20 protein-coding genes and 1 pseudogene are annotated in these 22,288 nt (G+C 65.0%); 9 read left to right on the top strand and 12 right to left on the bottom strand.

All coding sequences use genetic code 11. The features are described from left to right. Positions 1-36: 36 nt before the first annotated feature. The 3 genes and pseudogenes from ACQ86E_RS28795 to lptF all read right to left on the bottom strand — a co-directional run bounded on the left by ACQ86E_RS28795 (position 37) and on the right by lptF (position 4,793). Positions 37-2,530 (bottom strand): annotated as a pseudogene (locus tag ACQ86E_RS28795) (LPS-assembly protein LptD). Beyond that, positions 2,530-3,627, bottom strand: coding sequence for an LPS export ABC transporter permease LptG (lptG, locus tag ACQ86E_RS28800; RefSeq protein WP_431202856.1), 1,098 nt, complete (start codon positions 3,625-3,627; stop codon positions 2,530-2,532). Before lptG ends, ACQ86E_RS28795 begins: the two are co-directional and overlap by 1 nt. Beyond that, entirely contained in the window at positions 3,624-4,793 is a 1,170-nt protein-coding gene (lptF, locus tag ACQ86E_RS28805) for an LPS export ABC transporter permease LptF (RefSeq protein WP_431202857.1), read from the bottom strand. The genes lptG and lptF overlap by 4 nt, the downstream gene beginning before the upstream one ends. Before the next feature lie 341 nt (positions 4,794-5,134). Here lptF and ACQ86E_RS28810 point away from each other — a divergent pair, with 341 nt between their 5' ends. From ACQ86E_RS28810 to ACQ86E_RS28820, 3 genes are all read left to right on the top strand, one after another. Continuing rightward, positions 5,135-6,634, top strand: coding sequence for a leucyl aminopeptidase (locus ACQ86E_RS28810; RefSeq protein WP_431202858.1), 1,500 nt, complete (start codon positions 5,135-5,137; stop codon positions 6,632-6,634). A 6-nt stretch (positions 6,635-6,640) separates the two neighbouring features. Continuing rightward, positions 6,641-7,093 (top strand): DNA polymerase III subunit chi, encoded by a 453-nt coding sequence (locus ACQ86E_RS28815; protein WP_431202859.1) that lies wholly within the window; start codon positions 6,641-6,643, stop codon positions 7,091-7,093. 166 nt (positions 7,094-7,259) lie between these two features. Further along, positions 7,260-7,760: a hypothetical protein gene (locus tag ACQ86E_RS28820; RefSeq protein ID WP_431202860.1), complete on the top strand. Its 501-nt coding sequence runs from the start codon at positions 7,260-7,262 to the stop codon at positions 7,758-7,760. Positions 7,761-7,847: 87 nt separating this feature from the next. Here ACQ86E_RS28820 and ACQ86E_RS28825 read toward each other — a convergent pair whose 3' ends face one another. After that, the gene (locus tag ACQ86E_RS28825; protein WP_431202861.1) at positions 7,848-9,191 is read right to left on the bottom strand and encodes a PAS domain S-box protein; all 1,344 of its coding nucleotides are present in this window, start codon (positions 9,189-9,191) and stop codon (positions 7,848-7,850) included. A 111-nt stretch (positions 9,192-9,302) separates the two neighbouring features. Continuing rightward, positions 9,303-10,091, bottom strand: coding sequence for a class I SAM-dependent methyltransferase (locus tag ACQ86E_RS28830; protein ID WP_431202862.1), 789 nt, complete (start codon positions 10,089-10,091; stop codon positions 9,303-9,305). Here ACQ86E_RS28830 and ACQ86E_RS28835 point away from each other — a divergent pair. Together ACQ86E_RS28835 and ACQ86E_RS28840 are read left to right on the top strand one after the other, a co-directional pair. Continuing rightward, positions 10,082-10,399: a hypothetical protein gene (locus tag ACQ86E_RS28835; protein WP_431202863.1), complete on the top strand. Its 318-nt coding sequence runs from the start codon at positions 10,082-10,084 to the stop codon at positions 10,397-10,399. The genes ACQ86E_RS28830 and ACQ86E_RS28835 overlap by 10 nt on opposite strands. 146 nt (positions 10,400-10,545) lie before the next feature. Continuing rightward, positions 10,546-10,881: an autotransporter domain-containing protein gene (locus ACQ86E_RS28840; protein WP_431202864.1), complete on the top strand. Its 336-nt coding sequence runs from the start codon at positions 10,546-10,548 to the stop codon at positions 10,879-10,881. 13 nt (positions 10,882-10,894) lie between these two features. Here the strand turns inward: ACQ86E_RS28840 and ACQ86E_RS28845 are convergent, their stop codons facing one another. The 3 genes from ACQ86E_RS28845 to ACQ86E_RS28855 all read right to left on the bottom strand — a co-directional run bounded on the left by ACQ86E_RS28845 (position 10,895) and on the right by ACQ86E_RS28855 (position 13,502). Further along, a complete protein-coding gene (locus ACQ86E_RS28845; protein WP_431202865.1) occupies positions 10,895-12,757 on the bottom strand; it encodes an ABC-F family ATP-binding cassette domain-containing protein in 1,863 nt (620 codons plus the stop codon). Between the two features lie 70 nt (positions 12,758-12,827). Next, entirely contained in the window at positions 12,828-13,007 is a 180-nt protein-coding gene (locus ACQ86E_RS28850; protein ID WP_431202866.1) for a hypothetical protein, read from the bottom strand. Positions 13,008-13,232: 225 nt separating this feature from the next. Then, entirely contained in the window at positions 13,233-13,502 is a 270-nt protein-coding gene (locus ACQ86E_RS28855; protein ID WP_431202867.1) for a sulfur globule protein precursor, read from the bottom strand. A gap of 310 nt (positions 13,503-13,812) precedes the next feature. On the opposite strand from ACQ86E_RS28855, the gene ndk reads away from it, so the two are divergent. Together ndk and ACQ86E_RS28865 are read left to right on the top strand one after the other, a co-directional pair. Further along, a complete protein-coding gene (gene ndk / locus ACQ86E_RS28860; protein WP_431202868.1) occupies positions 13,813-14,235 on the top strand; it encodes a nucleoside-diphosphate kinase in 423 nt (140 codons plus the stop codon). Positions 14,236-14,279: 44 nt separating this feature from the next. Continuing rightward, a complete protein-coding gene (locus ACQ86E_RS28865; RefSeq protein WP_431202869.1) occupies positions 14,280-15,140 on the top strand; it encodes a TerC family protein in 861 nt (286 codons plus the stop codon). 4 nt (positions 15,141-15,144) lie between these two features. Here the strand turns inward: ACQ86E_RS28865 and ppx are convergent, their stop codons facing one another. From ppx to ACQ86E_RS28885, 4 genes are all read right to left on the bottom strand, one after another. After that, positions 15,145-16,647: an exopolyphosphatase gene (gene ppx / locus ACQ86E_RS28870; RefSeq protein ID WP_431202870.1), complete on the bottom strand. Its 1,503-nt coding sequence runs from the start codon at positions 16,645-16,647 to the stop codon at positions 15,145-15,147. A 15-nt stretch (positions 16,648-16,662) separates the two neighbouring features. Next, positions 16,663-18,852, bottom strand: coding sequence for an RNA degradosome polyphosphate kinase (locus ACQ86E_RS28875; RefSeq protein WP_431206586.1), 2,190 nt, complete (start codon positions 18,850-18,852; stop codon positions 16,663-16,665). A 142-nt stretch (positions 18,853-18,994) separates the two neighbouring features. Beyond that, a complete protein-coding gene (locus tag ACQ86E_RS28880; RefSeq protein ID WP_431202871.1) occupies positions 18,995-19,672 on the bottom strand; it encodes a chromosomal replication initiator DnaA in 678 nt (225 codons plus the stop codon). 111 nt (positions 19,673-19,783) lie between these two features. Next, the gene (locus ACQ86E_RS28885) at positions 19,784-20,326 is read right to left on the bottom strand and encodes a CDP-alcohol phosphatidyltransferase family protein (RefSeq protein ID WP_151641994.1); all 543 of its coding nucleotides are present in this window, start codon (positions 20,324-20,326) and stop codon (positions 19,784-19,786) included. 155 nt (positions 20,327-20,481) lie between these two features. On the opposite strand from ACQ86E_RS28885, the gene purM reads away from it, so the two are divergent. Both purM and purN read left to right on the top strand, forming a co-directional pair. After that, a complete protein-coding gene (gene purM, locus ACQ86E_RS28890) occupies positions 20,482-21,555 on the top strand; it encodes a phosphoribosylformylglycinamidine cyclo-ligase (protein ID WP_431202872.1) in 1,074 nt (357 codons plus the stop codon). Then, entirely contained in the window at positions 21,555-22,208 is a 654-nt protein-coding gene (purN, locus tag ACQ86E_RS28895) for a phosphoribosylglycinamide formyltransferase (protein WP_431202873.1), read from the top strand. Before purM ends, purN begins: the two co-directional genes overlap by 1 nt. The last annotated feature ends 80 nt before the right edge of the window (positions 22,209-22,288 follow it).

Below are 22,288 nucleotides of genomic sequence, written 5' to 3' on the forward strand. Positions count from 1 at the left end.
CCTGCGATCGGGAACGCGGTCGTCACTTCAGGTGGTTCATTGCATCCCGGTCAGGCCGGACGTGCTGGACCCCGACGAGGTCGCCAGCGTGCGCAAGCCGATCTGGAACATGAACGCGTGGCTCAGCACGGGCGGCGTCGTGCCCGCAGAGTAGCTATACGAAGTTACGTAGTTCGCCGCCAGCACGAAGCAATCGTCGACATAGCCGGCCCCGAGCACATACTGGTTGATCTTGTTGGCCTCGAGGTCCCAGCGCGCCGAGCCCGTCACCACCCAGTTGGTCGCGACCTTCAGCGAGCCTGACGTCAGGATGCCCTCGCGGCGCGTCAGATAGCCAAGCTCCGTCTGCGGTGCGTAATTGCCGTACGTCACGGCGACCGACCAGCGATTGAAATTCGCGCGGCCTTCCGCCTCGAAGCGCTGCACGTTCCAGGTCTGCTCGTCCATGCGGGAGCGAACGCTGAACGTGTAGGTGCTGTTGGGCGAATAGCTGGCGCTCGCCACGTAATCGGAACGCGGCTTGTCGAGGCCGGAACCGAGGCCCGTGTTGATGGAGTCCTGCACCGCATAGGAGTTCATGCCGAACAGCTGGTAGGACTGCCCGAACAACACCTTGACGGCGCCGCCCTTGTCGAACTGCGTGGTGGACTGCACGCCGACATTGGCGCGGCCGCCGCCCTCGACGCGGTCGTAGCCGGAGAACTTGTCGACGCTGAACAGGTTCGAGGCGTCGAACACCATGCTCTGGGCGTCCTCGTTGGGAAGCTTGCCGGCATAGGTTTCGTTCGGCCGGATGATGATCTGCGCGATCGGCTCGATGGTGGTGGAACCCCAGGGCTGGACGTTGATGAAAGGATAGCGGTATTCGAGACCGACGGTCGGCATCAGGCGGAATGCCTGGGTGTCACCGGCGGGAAAGTAGTTCGACACGCCGGGCTGATTGGAGATCGAGGCGTTGATCGCGTCAGCGCGGAGACTGGCGAACGGGGTCCAGATCTGGCCGAGCGGGTCGGTGAAGGATTTGCGCCACTGCGCTTCCGCCGTCAGGCGGGTGTAGGTGCCGGGGACGCCGCGCAGCAGGCATTGCGATGGCGTTCGGGCGAGCGGATCGGCCGACGCGGTCGTGCACAGGCTGCTGGTGTTGGCGAGCGTCGTGATCGGATCGAACACCGCGGCATCACGCGACAGGTTCACGAAATTGGTCTTGTAGCTGAACTCGCCGCCGAACACCGGATAGTTGAGCACGTTCGAATAGTCGATCACGGGGTAGACGATCGGAACCTGGCTCTGATTGCCCGAATAGCTCAGCCAGTACATCGTGCGCGCGTCGAAGAAGCTGCGATTGCCGACACCGGTCAGATAAAGCTGCGACAATGCGTCGGTCGGCAGATACAGGAACGAACCGAGCGGATCGCGGTATTGCGCCAGGCGGTAGTCCGAGAAGAAGTAGTAGTCTGACATGACTACGCCGTCCCAGCCCCAGACCCATTTGTCGTTCAGCGCGAACTGGCCCTTGGTGTCGACCGCGCCACGGAACTGGCGGTCGCCGGGCTGGCCCGCGAGCGCGCCGGGGTCGAGCTGGTCGATGCCGTAGACCCGGACCTGGTAAGCGCCGTCCATCAGGCGCTGGCGGTACTCGGCCTGGAACAGCACGCCCTGCCTGGAGGTGATGCGCGGATTGAAGGTCATGTCCATGTCGGGCGCGATCGCCCAGTAGAACGGGACTTCGACGCCGTAGCCGAATGGCGTGTTCGACGTGAAGCCCGGCATCAGGAAGCCGGTCTTGCGCTTCACGGTCGGGTCAGGCGTCGAGAAATAGGGCATGTAGGCGATCGGCACGCCGAAGAATTCGAGCGACGCCGTCTCGAAATACAGCATCTTCTCCTGCTGGTCGTGGATGATGCGCGCACCCTTGACCTGCCACAGCGGCGGCTTCTTCGGATCGTCCTTGCACGGCGCGCAGGCCGTGTAGACGCCGTTCTCGAACACCGTGTAGTTGCCGTTGGAGCGGTCGGAGCGGCTCGCGGCCATGCGGGTCTGGTCGGCCGTGTCCACGCGCAGCAGAATCGACGAAGCCGTCGCGGTAGTCGTCGGACAGATCCAGGATCTCGGCATAGGTGATCTTGCCGTCGGCATCCGTCATGCGGATGTTGCCTTCGGCATGCAGGCGCTTGGTCTTCTGGTCGTAGATGACCTTGTCGGCCTCGACGCTGGTGCCGTTGTAGAACAGCTGGACGTTGCCGACCGCGGAGACGCGCGAATTGTTGTAGTCGTAGTCGACCTCGGTCGCCTGCACGAGCATCTGGTTGTCGTTGGGGACCTTTTGCGGCTTCGGACGCGGCGGCAGCGGATTGTAGGTGAAGCTCTGGGCGGAGGCGGGGGCCACGACGGCTGCATCCATCAGCCTGCCAAGCGAGGCCACGGCGGCAAGGGCGAGCAAGAGCCTGCGCACGGACAAGCCGCAGCCGTTCGCGCGCACCAATGTGCGGCGCGTCAAACGAGACACGAGCCCTCGATGGACGGCAGTCACTAACCGTCCTCCTGATACAACAAGGCCAAAAAGCCGGTGAGGCCGCCCACCACCACGGGCAACCACGCCGCAGCGATCGGATGCATCAACTCAGCCTTGCTCAAGTCTTCAGTCACTTTCGACAAAACGTAGAGCAGAAAGCCTGCGCCCACGCCACTCAAAACCATCTTCTGTACGCCGCCCATCCGGAAGAAGCGCAACGACACGGAAGCCGCCAGCATCACCATGGCGGCAAGCAAAAACGGCTGCGCCAACAGCTTGTGATACTGGAGTCGATAGCCGGCTGTCGCGAAGCCCGAGCTCTCGGAGGAGCGGATGTAGCTCGGTAGTTGCCAAAAAGACACAGTCTCCGGTGTGGAAAAGCTGTTGCGAATCTGGGCCTCGGTCAGCGTCGTCGGAATCTCCAACGTGGCCTGGTCGATGGGCGGCTGGTCCAGCGAGAAGCGGCGTACCGTCTTGAACAGCCAATGGCCGGATTCGAGCGTCGCCTCGCGCGCCTCGATTCGCTCCTTGAAGTGTTGCTCCGTGTCAAAACGGAACAGCGTGAGGCCGGTGAGCCGCACGCCCTGTTGCTCGCTGCGCGCCGCATTGATGATGGTCTGGCCGTCGCTCGTCACCTGGTTCAGCCAGAAGCCGGACGCATCCTGGATTCCGCCGCCGGGCGCGGAACCAAACAGCTCGGCCTCCATGCGCTTGGAGAGTTCGCGCAGATTCGCCGACATCGGATTGTAGGCGACGGTGGCGATCACCCCGATCAGCAGCGCGCTGCCGAGCGCCGGCGAGATGAACTGCCAGGCGGAGATGCCGGCGGCGCGCGCGACCACGAGCTCGAGCCGGCGGGAGAGCGCGAGATAGCAGGTCATGGCGCCGATCAGCATGCAGAACGGCGTCAGCTTCTCGAGCAGCTGCGGCACCCGGAACAGCGAGGTCTCGGCCACCATGAGCGCGGAGGCGGATGCAAGGCCCGAGGTCTTGCGCACCATCTCGATGTAATCGACCAGCACCAGCAGCAGGAAGATGCTCGCGAACACGCCGAGCGCCGCGACGACGAAGCGCCCGGCGAAATAGCGCCCGAGTGTGTTGGTGAGCATGCTCATGCGGCGACCGGCCGTCTGAACAGCCGTGCGATACGCGCGTTCGACCTGTTGACGGCCTCCATCAGGCCGGCAGGCGGCTCGACCACGACGCCGCCGATGATCATCCACAGCCCGACGCCGATGGCGCCAATGACCATCGCGTATTGGACCAGCACCGGGGCCGTAGATTTCACCGCCATCACCGAACAGGCAAATCCCGCCATGCGCAGTCCGAACACGGCGATGATGGAGCCGCCGATCGAGAAGTTGCGGCTCTGGCGGGTGGTGCGCGGTGCGCCGAGGAAGGCGAAGGTCAGCACGGCAAAGGCGAAGGGATAGATCGGCGCCAACAGGCTGTCATGCAGGGCCGAGCGGAACTGCCCGGGAATCTGCTTGTAAACCGGATCGTCCTCCGACGGCGAGAACAGCTCCCAGAGGTAACGCTCGCGGATTCCGAGGGTGACGTCGCGGCCCTGGCCCGAGAACTTCGACATGTCGAAGCCGTAGCGGCCGAACGCCACCAGCGCGGGATCGCGCTTGCCGGCCTCGAAGCGCTGCAGATTGCCGTCCTTCAGGACCAGGAAAGAGCCGGTCTCGTTCTTGACGACCTCGCCTTGCTCGGCGACGATCGAGACCCTTTCGTTGGGATCGCGGCGATCGTCGATGAAGATGCCGGCGAGGATGCCGCCGGGCTGGCGCTCGCGGATCCGGATCGTGAGGTTCTTGTCGAGCTGGGCGAAGCGGCCCGGCTGCAGGATGTTGGTGAGCACGTCGGCCGTGATCTCGGCATCCCACTGCTTGATCCGCCGCATCCCGTCGGGAGCAAGATAGGCCGCAATGAAGGCCACCAGCAGGGCGACCACGCAGGTGGCGTAGAAGAACGGATAGAACAGCCGGAACGGCGAGAAGCCGGCGGCATTCATCACGATGATCTCGGAGTCGGTCGCGAGCTTGTTCAGCGTATGCGAGATCGCGATCATCAGCGCGATCGGCGAGATGATCAGGACCAGCGCAGGCACGACGAGGCTGGTGATGCCCAGGAAGGTGAGGATGGTCTGACCCTGGCTGGTCATCAGGTCGATGCCACGCAACGCCTGCGTAATCCAGATCACGCCGGTGAGGCTGATCAGGACCAGCGCAAACGACGCCAGCGTCGTGCGGAAGATGTACCTATCGATCGACCCCATGCGCTACCGCACGAATCCCCACCAGAGCCCCAACATTCGTCCCGAAATTTCCGGCTGTCCCGACCCATCCCGGAAGGGATCCCCAGGGTCGCGCAGCCATCTCGTCCACAGGCTTACTCTCTCACTACCATCCCTTTGATCCGTCAACAAAATGGCTGCCCCGTGGCGCGCTCATTATATGGTTAATATTTCCCGCATTGTGGCTCGGCGGCCACGGGAGTGCTTGGCATCTGCCGGGCCGGTGGCCCATAGTGGGGAAAGTTCAGTGAATCGCCGTTCAGCTCCGGCCCGTGGCCGGGACCGCCGATCGGCAAAAGCCCTATGATTTTGAGGAGTTACCCATGTCCGATGCCATCAAGGTCGGCTTTGTCCCGCTGTCATCAGCCGCCCGTGGCATTCTCGTGGTGTTCTGCGATGACGGCTTGAAGCTGGGGCCGGCGACGGTCAAGGCGCTCGGCTCCGCCGCGGAACTCGTGAAGCGCGCGGCCTCCGCTGCCGGCTTCAAAGGTAAAAGCGGCGCGGCCCTCGACATCCTGGCGCCGGAGGGGGTGAAGGCCACCCGCCTGATCGTCATCGGCGCCGGCAAGGCGGCAGGCCTGAAGGCGAACGACTTTCTCAAATTCGGCGGCGTGGCGGCGGGCAAGCTCTCGGCCAGTGCCGCCGCCATGACCATCCTGGCGGAACTGCCCGATGGCGCCATGACCAGCGAGCAAGCGGTCGCGATCGCCGCTGGCCTTCGCTTACGCGCCTACAAGTTCGACCGCTACAAGACCAAGAAGAAGGAGGGCGAGGAGGGCGGCCTGCGCGCCGATATCTCGCTTGCGGTGGGTGACGTCGCCGCCGCGAAGAAGGCGTTTGCCTCGGCAGGGGCTGTCGTCGACGGCGTGATCATCGCGCGCGACCTCGTCAACGAGCCGCCGAACGTGCTTTTCCCCGAGGAATTCGCGCGCCGCGCCAGCCAGCTCCGCAAGCTCGGCGTCAAGGTCGAGGTGCTCGACGTCAAGGCGATGGACAAGCTCGGCATGGGCGCGCTGCTCGGCGTCGGCCAGGGCTCGTCGCGGCCGAGCCGCACCGTGATCATGCGCTGGGACGGCGGCAAGAAGGGCGAGGCGCCGGTCGCCTTCGTCGGCAAGGGCGTCTGCTTCGACACCGGCGGCATCTCGATCAAGCCGGCCGGCAGCATGGAAGACATGAAGGGCGACATGGGGGGCGCGGCCTGCGTCGTCGGCCTGATGCACGCGCTCGCGGCTCGCAAGGCCAAGGCCAACGTGGTCGGCGCCATCGGCCTCGTCGAGAACATGCCCGACGGCAATGCGCAGCGGCCGGGCGACATCGTCACCTCGATGTCGGGCCAGACCATCGAGATCATCAACACCGACGCGGAAGGCCGCCTCGTGCTCGCCGACGTGCTCTGGTACGTCGCCAAGAAGACCAAGCCGAAATTCATGGTGGATCTGGCGACGCTGACCGGCGCGATCATGGTCGCGCTCGGCACCGAGCATGCCGGCATGTTCTCCAACAACGACGAGCTCGCCGAACGCCTGCTGACGGCCGGCGTCGAGAGCGGCGAGAAGGTCTGGCGCATGCCACTCGGCCCCGAATACGACAAGCTGATCGATTCCCAGTTTGCCGACATGAAGAACACCGGCGGCCGCCATGGCGGCTCGATCACCGCGGCGCAGTTCCTGCAGCGCTTCGTCGACGGCACGCCCTGGGCGCATCTCGATATCGCCGGCACCGCCATGGGCGCACCGAAGACCGACATCAACCAGAGCTGGGGAAGCGGCTACGGCGTCCGGCTTCTCGACCGTCTCGTCGCAGACCATTACGAGCGCAAATGAGCCAAGATGACTGAAGTACTGTTCTACCATCTGCAAAACATGACGGTGGAGAACGTGTTGCCGTCGCTTCTCGAGAAATCGTTCGAACGGGGCTGGCGCGTCGTGGTGCAGTCGACCTCGGAGGAGCGCGCCGACGCGCTCGACGCTCATTTGTGGACCTATCGCGACGATTCCTTCCTGCCGCATGCGACATGGCGGGTGAACGATGCCGCCGATCAGCCGATTGTGCTGGCGGTCGAGGAGGGCAATCCCAACGGCGCCAATGTCCGCTTCCTGGTCGACAACGCCGTGCTGCCGCAGGACGCGCAGGGCTATGAGCGCATGGTGCTGCTGTTCAACGGTGACGATCCGGACGCGCTCGATCTGGCCCGCAGCACCTGGACGGATTGCAAGGCGCGGGGATTTGATGTCACCTATTGGCAGGCTGACGAACGGGGCCGGTGGCAGCGCCGGAATTAGCGGCCGTTCGCAATTAATGATAATTTGCACTTTTGGGGCGATGATGGTTTTTGTCACCTTCGTGCCGCAAAGTGATGTTGGTACAATCGCTTAGGGCTGGTCCTTGACGCGGGGAATTTAGTTTATCGTGCGACATCAAAAGCTTCCCAGGTCGCTCATAGTTGCGTTGGCTGCCGTCGCACCGCTGGTCGCGGGCTGCTCCGGCGGGACCGATCTGCTCGCGTCCGCCAAGGACGCACAATGGTTCAACACGCCGAGCCGCCTCTTCATCAAGAGCATCTCGATCGAATCGCCGCCGCTGACCCCCGACAAGCCGGTAACGGCGGAGGATCTGGTCAGCGCCGACGGCGCCTGTCCCGGCATGGCGCCGCCACCAGGGCCGGCCGACGCCAATGCCTCGACGACGGCACCAGTCTCGTATGGCGGCACGGTCGCGCTGGGCCACACCGAATGCGACGTGGTGCGCGGCATCGGCGCGCCCGGCAACGTCAACCTCTCCAGCGATGGTGCCGGAAGGCGCGTCGCGGTGATCACGTGGTCGACCGGTCCGCGCGCCGGCATCTACACCTTCACGTCCGGCCGCCTGTCCTCGATCGAGGGAACGCCTGAGCCGCCGGCGACGCCGAAGGCCGCCAAGCCGAAGGCCAAGAAGAAGTCGGCGGCCTGACATACGCGCGTGTCGGGCTACGCAAGAGCGGTCGCCTGGCAATCTGGGAATTGGAGCCGCGATAGTCGCCAATAAAGCGGCGAATGTTCAACGCGCCGGCCGGACAGCGTCGAGTGGAGCCGTGAGTTTCCAGAAGAAGCCACCCTGCGGAAATCCATACTCCACCTCGGCCCCCAGAGACAGGCGCGGATTGCGATCGATCATGATCGTTCCGAAGCCGGTTCGCGCGGGTGCGGAAACGGCAGGCCCGCCCAGTTCGTCCCACTGGATTTGCAGTTTATCCGTGCCATCTTGTTCGACGATCGAACACGAGATCGCAATCCTGCCGGTCGGCAGTGAGAGTGCGCCGTACTTGGTTGCGTTTGTCGCCAGCTCGTGAATGGCAAGCCCGATGGTTTCGCAGGCATTTGGCGAAAGCGACAGATCCAGGTCGCCTGTCAGTGTGATCCGGCTCCCCAACAGATCAGAGACTGCGGCGAGTTGTGAAACGATCAGTTCCCCGATCAGGGCGCCTCGCCAATCCCGTCCCGCGAGCATGTCCTGATTGCGGCCCAAGGCCTGTAGACGAAGAACGAGCGCATCGGAAAATTGCCGGTCGGCCGTACGCGACACCAGCGCCTGAACGACCGTGATCATGTTCTTGGCACGATGGTTCAGTTCTCCCATGAGCAGCCGGATCGTCTCTTCGCTCTCGCGTTGATGCGTGATGTCGGTATTGGTGCCGAACCATCTCCAGACATTTCCATCGTCATCGAGCAGGGGCTTGGCGCGAGACAGGAACCAGCGGTAATTCCCATCGGCGCCCTTGAGTGGAAACGTATCCTCCCACTCGACGCCGGTGTCCCAACTGCGCTGGATTCGGCTTTTCACCCGCTCGACGTGGTCCGGATGATGAACGCTCGTCCATCCCCAGCCAAACATCTGATCAAGTGTCGTACCCGTGTAGTTGTACCAGCGCTCATTGTACCAGAAGATCGATCCATCCGCCCCGGCGATCCACGCAAGTTGGGGAATATTGTTGGCCAGCATTCGAAACTGACGCTCGCTGTCCGCAAGCCTGGCTCTCAGTTCCACGGTCTCGCTGATGTCGCCGGCGATCTTCGAGGCGCCGACGACATTGCCCAGCCTGTCGCGGACGGGAGATATCGTGACCTCCAGCGGCACCAGCCGTCCGTCCTTGTGAAGACGCTTGGTCTCGAACCGGGGGACGACTGCTCCCGCCCTGATCCGCTCCAGGATCCGGTCCTCTTCCTCATGCAGGTCCGCGGGGATGACAGCCAGAATGGACGTGCCGATCATGTCCCCGGCCGACCAGCCCAAGATGCGCTCTGCGGCCGGATTCCAGCTTTGAACAATGCCGTCGAGATCTTTCGACACGATCGCGTCCAGCGAATTTTCGATGATCGCGGCAAAATGGGTGTCGGGTTGCATCCTGACTATCGCACTGTGTGAGACAGGGGACTATAGCAAAGCAAACCGGTCGGATCAGCTGCAGCGGCTTGCTTCCCGGAGAAGCCAAATGCCGACGTAGAGCTGGACGCATCAAGCCGGCTTTCGCCCCTTGATCGCCGTCGACCAGGCGTGGACCGTGATCGCTCCGGTCGCGCTGGACGGCAGCCTGTCCTGCAGCCGGCGTTTCAGTTCGGCGTTCTCCGCATCCGTCAGCTTGCCCACGATTCCGCTCGGGCTGCTCACCACCATGGACAGCCAGTAATCGTCGAAATCGGCGAAGGTCCGTTCGACGACGAGTTCGCGCGTCTCGACATCGCGGATGCCGAGCTCGGCCCAGAGCGCTTTGAGCGCCGCGAAACGCGAGATCTCCGCGCTCGGCGGACGCGCCGCCGGTTTGCCCATCGCGTCCATCTCCTCCCACAAAGGCTGCGCCGGGATGCCGCCGCCCATGACGTCCCAGGTGTAGGACGCGACGATGCCGCCGGGCCTGGTGACGCGGAGCATTTCCGAGACGCCCTTGCGTGGGTCGGGGACGAAGAACAGCACCAGCGCCATCACCGCGAAGTCGAAGCGGTTGGCATCGTAGGGAAGGGCCATCGCGTCGCCGATCGACAGCTCGACATGGTGTGCCGATATCTTCTTGCGCGCAGCCTCGATCTGCGCGTCGGAGGGATCGATCGCGCAGACGGATGACGGTGCGTATTTCGCCAGAACGAGTTCGGTGAACGCGCCGTTGCCGGCCCCGACATCCACCCAGGACCGTCCGGTGCCCGGCGCCAGCCAGTCGAGAAACAGAGCCCCGGCCGATCGACTCCAGGGCGCCATGAAGCGCTCATAGGCCGTAGCGTCGGTGAATTTGATCGGTTCGGGTGACGACATCGCAGGTCTCCTTGAATCAAATTGATCCAAAAATCCTTGAGGCCGAAAAGGCCGGTCCGCGTTTCCTAGCATGGTCGCGCCATGAACTGGTCATCAACCTGATCACGGCCGGGAGCTCGGCAGGACGGTCGGCGTTTTCGAAGTACTTCACCAGATCGAGCGCGTCGAGACCGTGGCGCGCAGGCTCCGTCACCGGCCTGTGGCAAGGGCAGCGTCCGCTGCGCGTGGAGATCGCGGCGGGCGCCATCCCGCGCCGTGGAATGCCATACTGGCTTCACGCGCTGCTGCGCCGGAAATGCCGGAAATGATGAGTTGCAGATTGGCAACAAAGGAACTCGGATCTGCTGCCGGTTCCCGAAACCGATAGCTGCACTGGCTCGCAGCAGGTGGCGTTCAACGCGATGAGGCAGTTCCTCGGCCTTCTGACCGATCCCGTTAAGGGACGCGGTGGCTTATGGCTGGCAGGACCGTCACCGATCCGCGCTCGGAGCTCGGCTTTCGCACCGATAAATCCTACGCGCTGCCGGGCGCGGTGCTGACGCTGCGCGGCCGTCAGGCCTGGATGCATGATTACAATCCGGATCAGAGCGTCGGTGCGACCTTCACAGCGCTGCTAGGCGCATCCTTCGTGGTCAACGGCGCCGCGCAGCCGCGCGATGCCTGGCTCTCCACGGCTGCCGCCGAGGTGAAGTTCATGACCGGCTGGTCGCTGGCCGCGAGCCTCGACAGCCAATGGGCCCCGCACGCAACCAGCGATGCCGGCAAGGGCAGTGTCCGCTATCAGTGGTGAACGGGGGCGGGCACTAGCCTGCCGCCTCGTCGAACTGCGTGCTCGCTTCAAGCCATTGCTGCTCGGCGCGCGCCAGCGCGCCAGCCGCATTGGCGCGCGCTTTTGACAGTTGCGCGGCCTGCTTGGGATCGCGGCTGAAGATGTCGGGCAGCGCCAGCGCGGTGTCGATCTTGGCGATGATGTCGGTGACGCGAGCGATCTCGCTCTCGGCTTCCGCGATGCGCTTCTTGAGCGAGCCGCGATTGTCCGACTTCGGACGCGGCGGCTTCTCAGCTGTGGTGCTGCGCTCGCGCGGGGCCGGCTCGCCGTTGCGCGACGACAGCACCAGGCGGCGGTACTCGTCGAGGTCGCCGTCGTAATTGGTGACGGTGCGGTCTGCGACGATCCAGAGCTGGTCGGCGCAGGACTCGATCAGATAGCGGTCGTGCGAAACCATGATCACGGCGCCGGGGAATTCGTTGATGGCTTCGGCAAGCGCGGCACGGCTGTCGATGTCGAGATGGTTGGTCGGCTCGTCCAGGATGATCATGTTGGGGCCGAAGAAGGTCGCGAGCCCCAGCAGCAGCCGCGCCTTCTCGCCGCCGGACAGCTTGGCCACCTTGGTGTCGGCCGCCTTGCCCGAGAAGCCGATCGCGCCGGCGCGCGCCCGCACCTTGGCCTCGGGCGCATCGCCCATCAGTTTGTGGACGTGGTCGTAGGTGGAGGCGTCCTCGTTGAGCTCGTCGAGCTGATGCTGGGCGAAATAGGCGATCGACAGCTTGTCCGCGCGCGTCACTTTACCCGAGAACGGCGCCAGGCGTCCGGCGAGCAGCTTGACCAGCGTCGATTTGCCGTTGCCGTTGGAGCCGAGGAGCGCGATGCGGTCGTCATTGTCGACGCGCAAGGTGACGCGGTTGAGTACGGGGGTGTTCGGATCGTAGCCGACCACGGCGTTGTCGACGGCGATGATCGGCGGCGACAGGATTTTCTCCGGCGCCGGAAAGCTGATCTCGCGCACGTCCTGGGTGACCAGCGCGGTGATCGGCTTCAGCCGCTCCAGCATTTTCACGCGCGACTGCGCCTGGCGCGCCTTCGAGGCCTTGGCCTTGAAGCGGTCGACGAAGGCTTGCAGGTGCGCGCGCTGGGCCTCCTGGCGCTTGACCGCCTTGGCATCGAGCATCTCGCGCATGGCGCGCTGCTCCTCGAAGGAGGAGTAGGTGCCTTTGTAGAGCGTGAGCTTGCCGCGCTCCAGATGCAGGATCTGGTCGACCGAGCTCTCGAGCAGGTCGCGGTCATGGCTGATGACGATCACCGTGCGCGGATAATGTGCGAGGTGATCCTCCAGCCACAGCGTGCCTTCGAGATCGAGATAGTTGGTGGGCTCGTCGAGCAGCAACAGGTCGGGGGCCGCGAACAGGGTGGCCGCGAGCGCGACGCGCATGCGCCAGCCGCCGGAAAACTCGGCGCAGGGGCGGAGCTGGTCGGTGGCGGAGAAGCCGAGACCGGACAGGATCGCGGCGGCGCGGCTCGGTGCCGAATGCGCGTCGATGTCGACCAGCCGGGTCTGGATCTCCGCGATCCTGTGCGGATCGGTGGCGCTTTCGGCTTCGTGAAGCAGCGCGTCGCGTTCAAGATCGGCCTTGAGCACGACGGAGATCAGGCTTTCGGGGCCGTTCGGCGCCTCCTGTGCGAGGCTGCCGACGCGCCAGCGCGGCGGCAGGGTCACCGTGCCGTGCTCGGCCGACAATTCACCCCGGATCACTTTGAACAGGGTCGATTTGCCGGTGCCGTTGCGCCCGACCATGCCGACGCGCGATCCGGGCGTGATCTGCACGGAGCTCTGATCAATCAGAAGGCGTCCGGCGAGGCGGATGGAGAGGTCGGTGATTGCAAGCATGCGGCGTTGTCACCGCAGCCGGGACCAAACGCAACCCGTTTTTCCGTGTGCGTGCCCGGGTCAGTGTGTCTCAAATCAGTGCGAGATCGCGGTCGCACTTCTTCAACTCGTCTAGGAGCTGCTCGAGATGGGTCGGGAGCCGGGGGTCGGGGCGCAGGCGCTGCTGGAGCCGTTCGCCCACGGCATCGCAGATCGAGCGGCTGGTACGCCGGTCGATCTGGTCGCTGTCATTGGCAAGAAGGCCAGCCATTGTGGGGTTCCGTGTTTGCAGATTAATGACACGGTACCAAGTCCTTGACCCCCAAAATGGTTTCGCCACTCGCGGGGTTGCCGGGCATTCTCGTAAAAATTGCATGAATTCGTCGTATCGTTGCAAATACAAAGCCCCGGCGCAGGGGAACGCCGGGGCTTCGCTTGGAAGGCACCTTGGGGCAAAGGTACCTCTGGAAGGTATTTTAGAAAGGTGCTGTCGGGCTCAGTAGCAGCGGTTGATCATCCGCCAGCGGGGTCCCCAGGGGGTCGGGACCAGCCGGCGCACATAGCAGCCGCCGTAACCGTAGGAGACGACGGGGCCGCGGGCATAAAAGCGCGGGCCGCCCCAGCCATGGGCGTGGCCCCAGCCGCCGCCATGCCAGCCGCCGCCATGCCAGCCGCCGCCGTGCCAGTGAGCGGAGGCGGAGGTCGGTGCCAGCGCGGCGCCCAGCGCGAGCGCGGCAACTGCGGCGAGCGAAAGTTTCCTCAACATGGTGATCTCCTGGGAACTGCCGGCGCGAGGCTATCGCGTCGATGGAAAGGCCTTTCGAAACGGTCTGCCTCGGGAGGAGGCTTTGGCTTCGATAGGTCCGACCTTACGCCCTTGGGGCTGAACCAAGTCCTGAACGGAGCCTTCAGATTGGGTTCATCTGGGTGAAATCTCGGTAATCCAAGCCCGGGCTGGGGGCAGCCTGCGGCGAAGCGCCTGTGAGAGCCGTTTCGGGCCTCGCTTGCCGTATCGCGGCAGCGCCGATATAAGCCCGGCAACTCCGAACCACCGCTTTCTCCTCAAGGACAAGATTATGGCCATCGAACGCACTTTCTCGATCATCAAGCCCGATGCGACCGCGCGTAACCTGACCGGCGCGGTCAACGCCGTGATCGAAAAGGCGGGCCTGCGAATCGTCGCGCAGAAGCGCATCCTCATGACCAAGCAGCAGGCCGAGACCTTCTACGCCGTCCACAAGGCGCGGCCGTTCTTCGGCGAGCTCGTCGAGTTCATGACCTCGGGCCCGGTGGTCGTGCAGGTCCTCGAAGGCGAGGGCGCCGTCGCCAAGTACCGCGACGCGATGGGCGCGACCGATCCGTCCAAGGCGGCCGACGGCACCATCCGCAAGCTCTACGCAAAGTCGATCGGCGAGAATTCCGCTCACGGCTCGGATGCGCCGGAGACCGCCGCGATCGAGATCGCGCAGTTCTTCGCCGGGAACGAGATCGTCGGCTGATCCGTCAGCCGGCAGGTTAAAGTTACGGTGCGAAAGGACTGATTGTGAACTGGCTCTGGCAGGTCTTCGATCCCGCAACGATCGGGGCATTCTTCACCCAGTTTCGCAACGAGATGGCCGAACCGACCTTCTGGATTGCGGTCGGTAAGATCATCTGGATCAACATCCTGCTATCCGGCGACAATGCGCTGGTGATCGCGCTCGCCTGCCGCGGCCTCAAGCCGCGGCATCGGCTGTGGGGCATGATCTTCGGTGCCGGCGCCGCCGTGCTGCTGCGGATCATCTTCACCGGCATCGTCGCGAGCCTGATGGAGCTTCCCTATCTCAAGCTCGTCGGCGGTCTCGCGCTGATCGTGATCGCGGCGAAGCTGCTGGTTCCGGAGAACGAGGACGAGGACGACGTCGAGTCGGCCTCTCATCTCTGGCAGGCGGTGCAGATCGTCGTCGTCGCCGACATCGTCATGAGCCTCGATAACGTCATCGCGGTCGCCGCCGCGGCCAACGGCAGCGTGCCGCTTTTGATCCTCGGTCTTGCCATCAGCGTTCCCCTGATCGTCGCCGGTGCTGCGCTGATCATGGCGCTGCTCGCGAAACTGCCGGTCCTGGTCTGGGCCGGCGCGGCGCTGCTCGGATGGGTCGCCGGCGAGGTGATCGCGACCGACCCCGGCATCGAGCCGAAACTGCACACGGTGTTCGCGGGTCCCGTCGGGGCATCGCTCGACTCGGCGCTGGCCGTGCTGCGGATCCCGCCGCAATTTGCCCACGCCGGGCCTGCTGCAGAATATCTCTGCGCGGCCCTCGGCGTCGTCGTCGTGCTGGTCGTCGGCACCATCTGGCGCCGGCGCAGCCTGAGCCAGGCCGCGCTCGAATCCTCCGAGCGCCACGCCAAGGCGTCAGCGGAGTAATTTTCTAGCGCCGGACGATCGAGCCTGCGCGGCCGATCAACCGGGCGAGCTGCTTGAAACGGCTGCCGACCCGGTCGGCGACGAGGTCGCCGAGCCGGTGCTCGAACACCAGCATCAGATTGCGGCCCTGGGTACGAAAATGCGTGGCGGGCAGCACGCCCGGGCGTGCGGCCGAAATCAGGTGCGCGACGCGGAACGCTGCGCCCAGGAGACGGGCGCGTTCGAGCTGGGCCGGCGTCAGCAGCTCCTGGGTCGACAGCGGCGGCTGATTTTCCTCGCTCAGGCCAGCATAGCGGTAGAACACAGACAGGCCGACGAAGGCGCGCTCGGTGTGGGTGATCGCGCCGAAATTGCCGTTGACGACGAGGCTCAGCGTCTGCTCGCCGCGATGGTCTGGATGCACGCGCCAGCCGATGTCGGAGAGCAGGCAGGCCGCGTGGCGCAGCCGGCGGTCCTCGTCGGTTTCTCGCAGCTTCACCACGCGCGCGAGGCGATCGGTCCAGGCGATCAGCTCGCGGGCGTGCTTGGCCGAGCGCGACAGCAACTGGTTGAGTTCTTCGGCCGCGCAGATCAAACCGTCCTTGTTGCGCTCGGACTCCGGCAGCTTCTCGTGCAGCAGCCCTTCGCGCACGCCGAAGGTCGAGAACACGATGGTCTTCGGTTTCGCGACCCGGATGATGTGCTCGAGCACCAGCGCAGCATAGGTGAGGAGCGGGCGGCGTGCGTCGGCGACGACCTCGATGTCGGCGAGCATGCCGGTGGCCGCAAGTCGGCGAAGCCGGCGCGAGAAGTCGAGCGCCTCGGCAGCCGAAATCGAGTAGCCGTGCATCACCTGGAGCGGATAGCCGCTCTGGAGGATGTGGATGCGCGCGAGCGCGCGCCAGGTGCCGCCGACGGCGTAGAAGGTGCGGCCGTGGCCAGCGCTGAGCTGCGGCACCTCGTCGAGCTCCTCGCGCACGATGCGGTCGGCGCGCTTGAGCGATTTGTGCGCCAGGTCCTGCAGCGCGAGGCCGCCGAGCGGCAGCGTCACGCCGCTGCGCACGCTGTTCCTGCGCACGTCGATCAGCTCGAGCGAACCGCCGCCGAGATCGCCGACGATGCCGTCGGGATGATGGATGCCGGAGATGACGCCGAGCGCCGACAGCCGCGCCTCGCGCGGGCCCGACAGGATCTCGATCTTCACGGCGCAGATGCGCTCTGCCTTCGCGATGAAGTCCGGGCCGTTGGAGGCGTCGCGGCAGGCCGCGGTGGCTATCGCGAACACGCGCCCGACCTGCATCACCCGGCACAGCGCGCGGAAGCGCTTCAGCGAGGTCAGCGCCTTGTCGACGGCGTCGGGCGCAAGCAGGCCCGTGCTCTGCACCTCGCGCCCGAGGCCGCACAGCGTCTTCTCGTTGAAGATCGGAATCAGGCTCCGCGCCAGTCCCTCGTAGACGACGAGACGGACCGAGTTGGAACCGATATCGATGACGGCGACGCTTGAGCCGCGCTTGCGCGGCCGCTTCACGTCAGCGATCCCGGATCAGGATTGATGACGTTCATTACGGCGCGTGAGACGACGCGGCGAGGATTCCTTGAGCGACTTTCCACGGCCAGACAGACTCGGATTTGTCATGAAGTAGTTGTGGACGTTGAAAGGCTCCTCGCCCTTCGCGGCCTTCATACGCGTTGAGGACCCGTCGGGCAACAATTGCCAGCTCTGCTCATTGTCCTTCAGATTCGCGACCATGATCTGTTCGAGAACCTGCTGATGCACCGTGGGATTCTGCAGCGGACACAGCACCTCGACGCGGCGGTCGAGGTTGCGCGGCATCATGTCGGCCGAGGAGATATACACAGCCGCTTTGGCGCCCGGCAGGCCCTGGCCCATGCCGAAGCAGTAGATTCGGCCGTGTTCCAGGAAGCGACCGATGATCGACTTGACGCGGATGTTCTCAGACAGACCGGGAATGCCGGGCCGCAGGCAACAGATGCCGCGCACCACGAGCTCGACCTGAACGCCGGCCTGCGAGGCCTCGTAGAGCGCGTCGATGATGTCGGGGTCGACCAGCGCATTCATCTTCATCCAGACCGCGCCCGGACGGCCGTGCTTGGCGTGCGCGGTCTCGCCCTGGATGTGCTCGATGATGCGCTTGCGCAAGGTCAGCGGCGACACCGCCATCTTTTCCAGATCGCTCGGCGCGGCGTAGCCGGTGATGAAGTTGAACACGCGCGCGGCGTCGCGGCCGATGGTCGGGTCCGAGGTAAAATAGGAGAGGTCGGTGTAGATGCGCGCGGTCACAGGGTGGTAATTGCCGGTGCCGGTGTGGACGTAGGTCGTGAGGCTGCCGCCCTCGCGGCGCACCACCATCGAGAGCTTGGCGTGCGTCTTCAATTCGAGGAAGCCGTAGACGACCTGCACGCCGGCGCGTTCCAGGTCGCGCGCCCAGCGGATGTTGGCCTCCTCGTCGAAGCGCGCCTTCAGCTCGATCAGCGCGGTGACGGACTTGCCGGCTTCGGCGGCCTCCGCGAGCGTGCGCACGATCGGCGAGTTGTTGGAGGTGCGGTAGAGCGTCTGCTTGATCGCGACGACGTCGGGGTCGCGTGCGGCCTGCTGCAGGAACTGCACCACCACGTCGAAGGATTCGTAGGGATGATGGACGACGAGGTCCTTCTGCCGGATCGCGGCAAAAATGTCGCCGCCATGCTCGCGCACGCGCTCGGGATGGCGCGGCACGTAAGGGGTGAATTCGAGGTCAGGGCGGTCGAGCCGGGTGAGCTGCGAGAGCTCGTTCATCGCGAGCACGCCGTCGACCAGGAACACCTCGTCGTCGGCCGTCGAGAGCGCATGCTGGACGAAGTTGCGCAGCTGCTCCGGCATCTTGGCGTCGATCTCGAGCCGGATCACCGAACCGCGTCGGCGGCGCTTGAGCGCGGTCTCGAACAGGCGGACGAGGTCCTCGGCCTCCTCCTCGATTTCGAGCTCGGAGTCGCGGATGATGCGGAAGGCGCCCAGGCCGTGGAGGTTATAGCCGGGGAAGAGCCGGTTGATGAAGAGGCCGGTCGCCTGCTCCAGCGAGATCAGGCGCACCTTGCCCTCGGTCGGCAGGCGGATGAAGCGGTCGATCTTGCCGGGCATGCGGATCAGCGCATTCATCTGTCTGCCGTCGGCGGCGCGCTTCAGCTGCAGCGCGATGGTGAAGCCGAGGCTCGGAATGAACGGGAAGGGGTGGGCCGGGTCGATCGCGAGCGGCGTCAGCAGCGGGAACACGTTGTTGAGGAAATAGTCCTCGATCCAGCTCCGCTCCGCCTTGGTGGCGTCCTTGCCGTCGACCAGGATGATGCCGACATCGGCGAGCGTGCCGCGCAGGTCGGCCCAGATCGCCTGCTGGTCGGAGGCAAGCTGCGAGACGGTTCGGTTGATCAGCGCGAGCTGCTCGGACGGGGTCAGGCCGTCGGGGGCGCGTTCGGCAATGCCCTCGCGGATCTGAGCCTTGATGCCGGCGACGCGAACCATGAAGAACTCGTCGAGGTTATTCGCTGAAATCGACAGGAACCGCACCCGCTCCAGCACGGGATGACTGGGGTTGACCGATTCCTCGAGGACGCGGCGGTTGAAATGCAGCCAGGACAGCTCGCGATTGATGAATCGCTCAGGGCTCGACGCGATCGCCGGCAGGCTCTCAGTCTCCGTGGCTTTTTCTTTGTTTTCAACAGTTTGCGCGGAGTCCATGAGAAGTCGGTCCATCCAGTTCGCCCCAATTTGCGACACATGCGCAAAACCGGCGGGAGCATGTGTTAGTCCGATGACGTTTCGATGACATTGATGTTCCGCCGCCTCGCCGCGTCAAGCGGTCATAGGTCGGACGATCAGGTCAGGCGTCCCGGAGCAGCTCGGCGGCCAGCGCCCTTGTGACGGGGCGGCCGAGCCGCAGGGCCTCGCTGTCGAGCAGCTCCACGGCCCGCCGGGCGGCCGCCGAGGATCGCTCCAGGCGGGTGGCGAGGTAGCTGACCACGCTCTCGTCCACCGCGAGCTGGCGATCGGCGCAGAATTTGACGATCAGGCCGCGGAAAAGCTGGTCATCGGGCGGCAGCAGCGAGATGACAGGCACCGCGCGCAGCCGCGAGCGCAGGTCGCGCAGCTCGATCTGAAGCGATGACGGCGCCTCGCGTCCGGTGAGAAGGACATAGGCACCGTCCTCGCGGGCGAGGTTCATGAGGTGGAACAAGGCGCGCTCGTCGAACGTCCCGGCCTTGAGATCCTCGACCACCAGTGCGCCGGTGGCGAGCGCGCCCGGAACGGCTTCGGCGGTCAGCCCGTCGGCTGCGGTCGAGCGGGCACCGGAATCCTCGGCCCAGATCGCGGCGAGATGGCTCTTGCCGCTGCCTTCCGGCCCGGCCAGCCACATGATCCGGTTCGGCCATTCGGGCCAGGCGTCGACGAGGGCAAGACCGGCGGCGTTGGCCGGGCCTTCGAGGAAATTGTCCCGGCTAAGGCTTTCCGCATGCGGAAGCGCGAACGCCAATTGTCGGGGGTGAACGCGGCCTGCCACGCTTGCTGTGCTCCGTGCCGGCGCGCCGGCTTGGTTTGAAGGGGTTCGACGTATCGAGCGGGAGTTGGCCTTTTGCGGGGCCGCCTCCCGGTTCATTTGGCCCCAATGATGCTACTTGGCGTCGATCGTGCTCATGTGCCGCAGCCACTCGACGAGGTACAGCGACACCGAGGACAGTGTGAAGACCGTCACGAGGCCCATCAGGATCATATCATAGGGCGCCGCGTTGAATCCGAAGGCGAGGGCGGCCAGCACCAGGGCCGCGTAGGCGACCTGGGCCGCGGTGTTGAGCTTCGACACTTTCGAAGGCTTCATCTCGACCGGCTTGTCGAACAGCCACGAGACGATCACCGCGGTGACGATCATGATGTCGCGCGACACCACCAGGATGACGATCCAGCGCGGGATGTCGCCCCAGATGCCGAGCGCCAGGTAGATCGAGACCAGCAGCGCCTTGTCGGCGAGCGGGTCGAGCAGGGCGCCAAGCTCGCTCGTCATGTTGAAGCGCTTGGCCAGGAACCCGTCGACGGCATCGCTGATGCCGGCGATCAGGAACACGGCGAACGCCACTTCCATTTGGCTCGACACGATGGCCCAGACGATGATCGGGACCAGCATGATGCGGCCCAGGGTAATGATATTCGGAATACTCACACGGCGCTTCCCGGCACCCGGCCTGACCTCGAATCCCGCCTCTTGGGGAGGCTGAACCGGTTGATATCTACATAGTATAGGGCGGGGCGCCATGCGAGCCATTGCGCGTCCCCGGAATTCGACGTAACCAGCCGCAAACCCACTGGAAATCGGGCATGACCGACCGCAAAAACGGCCTCACTTACGCCGATTCAGGCGTCGATATCGATGCGGGCAATCGCCTGGTCGACCTGATCAAGCCGATGGTGCGCGCCACCGCACGGCCCGGCGCCGACGCCGAGATCGGCGGTTTCGGCGGCCTGTTCGACCTCAAGGCGGCCGGGTTCAAGGACCCCATCCTCGTCGCCGCCACCGACGGCGTCGGCACCAAGGTGAAGATCGCGATCGAGACCGGCCTGCACGGCGGGATCGGTATCGACCTCGTCGCCATGAGCGTCAACGACCTCGTGGTGCAGGGCGCCGAGCCGCTGTTCTTCCTGGACTATTTTGCCTGCGGCAAGCTCGATCCGGAGGCGACCGCCTCGATCGTCGCCGGCGTTGCCGAAGGCTGCCGCGAATCCGGCTGCGCGCTGATCGGCGGCGAGACCGCCGAGATGCCGGGCCTCTACAAGGACGGCGACTACGATCTCGGCGGCTTTGCCGTCGGCGCCGCCGAGCGCGGCACGCTGCTGCCGCGCAAGGACATCGCCGCGGGCGATGCCGTGATCGGCCTCGCCTCGTCGGGCGTGCACTCCAACGGCTTCTCGCTGGTGCGCAAGATCGTCGAGCAGTCGGGCCTCGGCTTCGAGGCGCAGGCGCCGTTTGCGCCGGTCATGACGCTCGGCGGCGCGCTGCTGGCGCCGACCAGGCTCTATGTCAAATCCTGCCTGCGCGCGATCCGCGAGACCGGCGCGGTGAAGGGGCTCGCCCACATCACCGGCGGCGGCTTCACCGACAACATTCCGCGCGTGCTGCCGAAGGATCTCGGCGTCGGCATCGACCTCGCGCGCCTGCCGGTGCTGCCGGTGTTCAAATGGCTGGCCGCGCAGGGCGGCATTGCCGAACTCGAACTGTTGCGCACCTTCAACTGCGGCATCGGAATGATTGCGATCGTCGAGCCGGACAAGATCGACGAGGTCGTGCGGGTCTTCACCGATGCCGGCGAGACCGTGGCGCAACTCGGCACCGTGATCCCGGCCGAGGGCGAGCACCGCGTCGTCTATAACGGCCACCTCGATCTGGCGCTGTGATGAAGCGCCGCGTCGCCATCCTGATTTCGGGCCGCGGCTCCAACATGTCCGCCCTGATCAGGGCCGCCGCCGCCGCCGATTTTCCGGCCGAGATCTCGCTCGTCATCTCGAACAAGCCCGATGCGCCCGGGCTCGAACGGGCCAAAGCAGCCGGCGTCAACACGCTGGTGATCGAGAGCAAGCCGTTCGGCAAGGACCGCGCCGGTTTCGAAAAGGTATTGCAGGCCGCCCTCGACCAGCACGGCATCGAGCTGATCTGTCTGGGCGGCTTCATGCGCCTGTTCACGGCCGAGTTCACGAGAGCCTGGTACGGGCGGATGCTCAACATCCACCCGTCGCTGCTGCCGTCGTTCCCCGGTCTCGATCCGCATGGCCAAGCCTTGCGCGCCGGCGTGAAACTGTCTGGCGCGACAGTGCACTTCGTCATCCCCGAGACCGATGCCGGCCCGATCGTGATGCAGGGCGCGGTCCCCGTCGGCGATCACGACACGGGGGAGACGCTGTCGGAGCGCATCCTGGAAGTCGAGCATCGCATCTATCCGGAAGCGCTGCGGCTACTGGCCACCGGCAAGGTCCGGATCGAGGGCGATGTCTGCAAGACGGCGGGCAGCGCGGCGTCGGAGAATTTTCTGGTCGCGCCGGTGGTGGGCTGAAGCAGTCACAGCGGTTATTCAATACAGTTGGCCGGCGCGCCGTTGCGAACATATCCGAAAATGCGGAAACCTTCGTCTGT

It is taken from the genome of Bradyrhizobium betae (assembly GCF_050632175.1).
GTDB lineage: Bacteria > Pseudomonadota > Alphaproteobacteria > Rhizobiales > Xanthobacteraceae > Bradyrhizobium > Bradyrhizobium betae_B.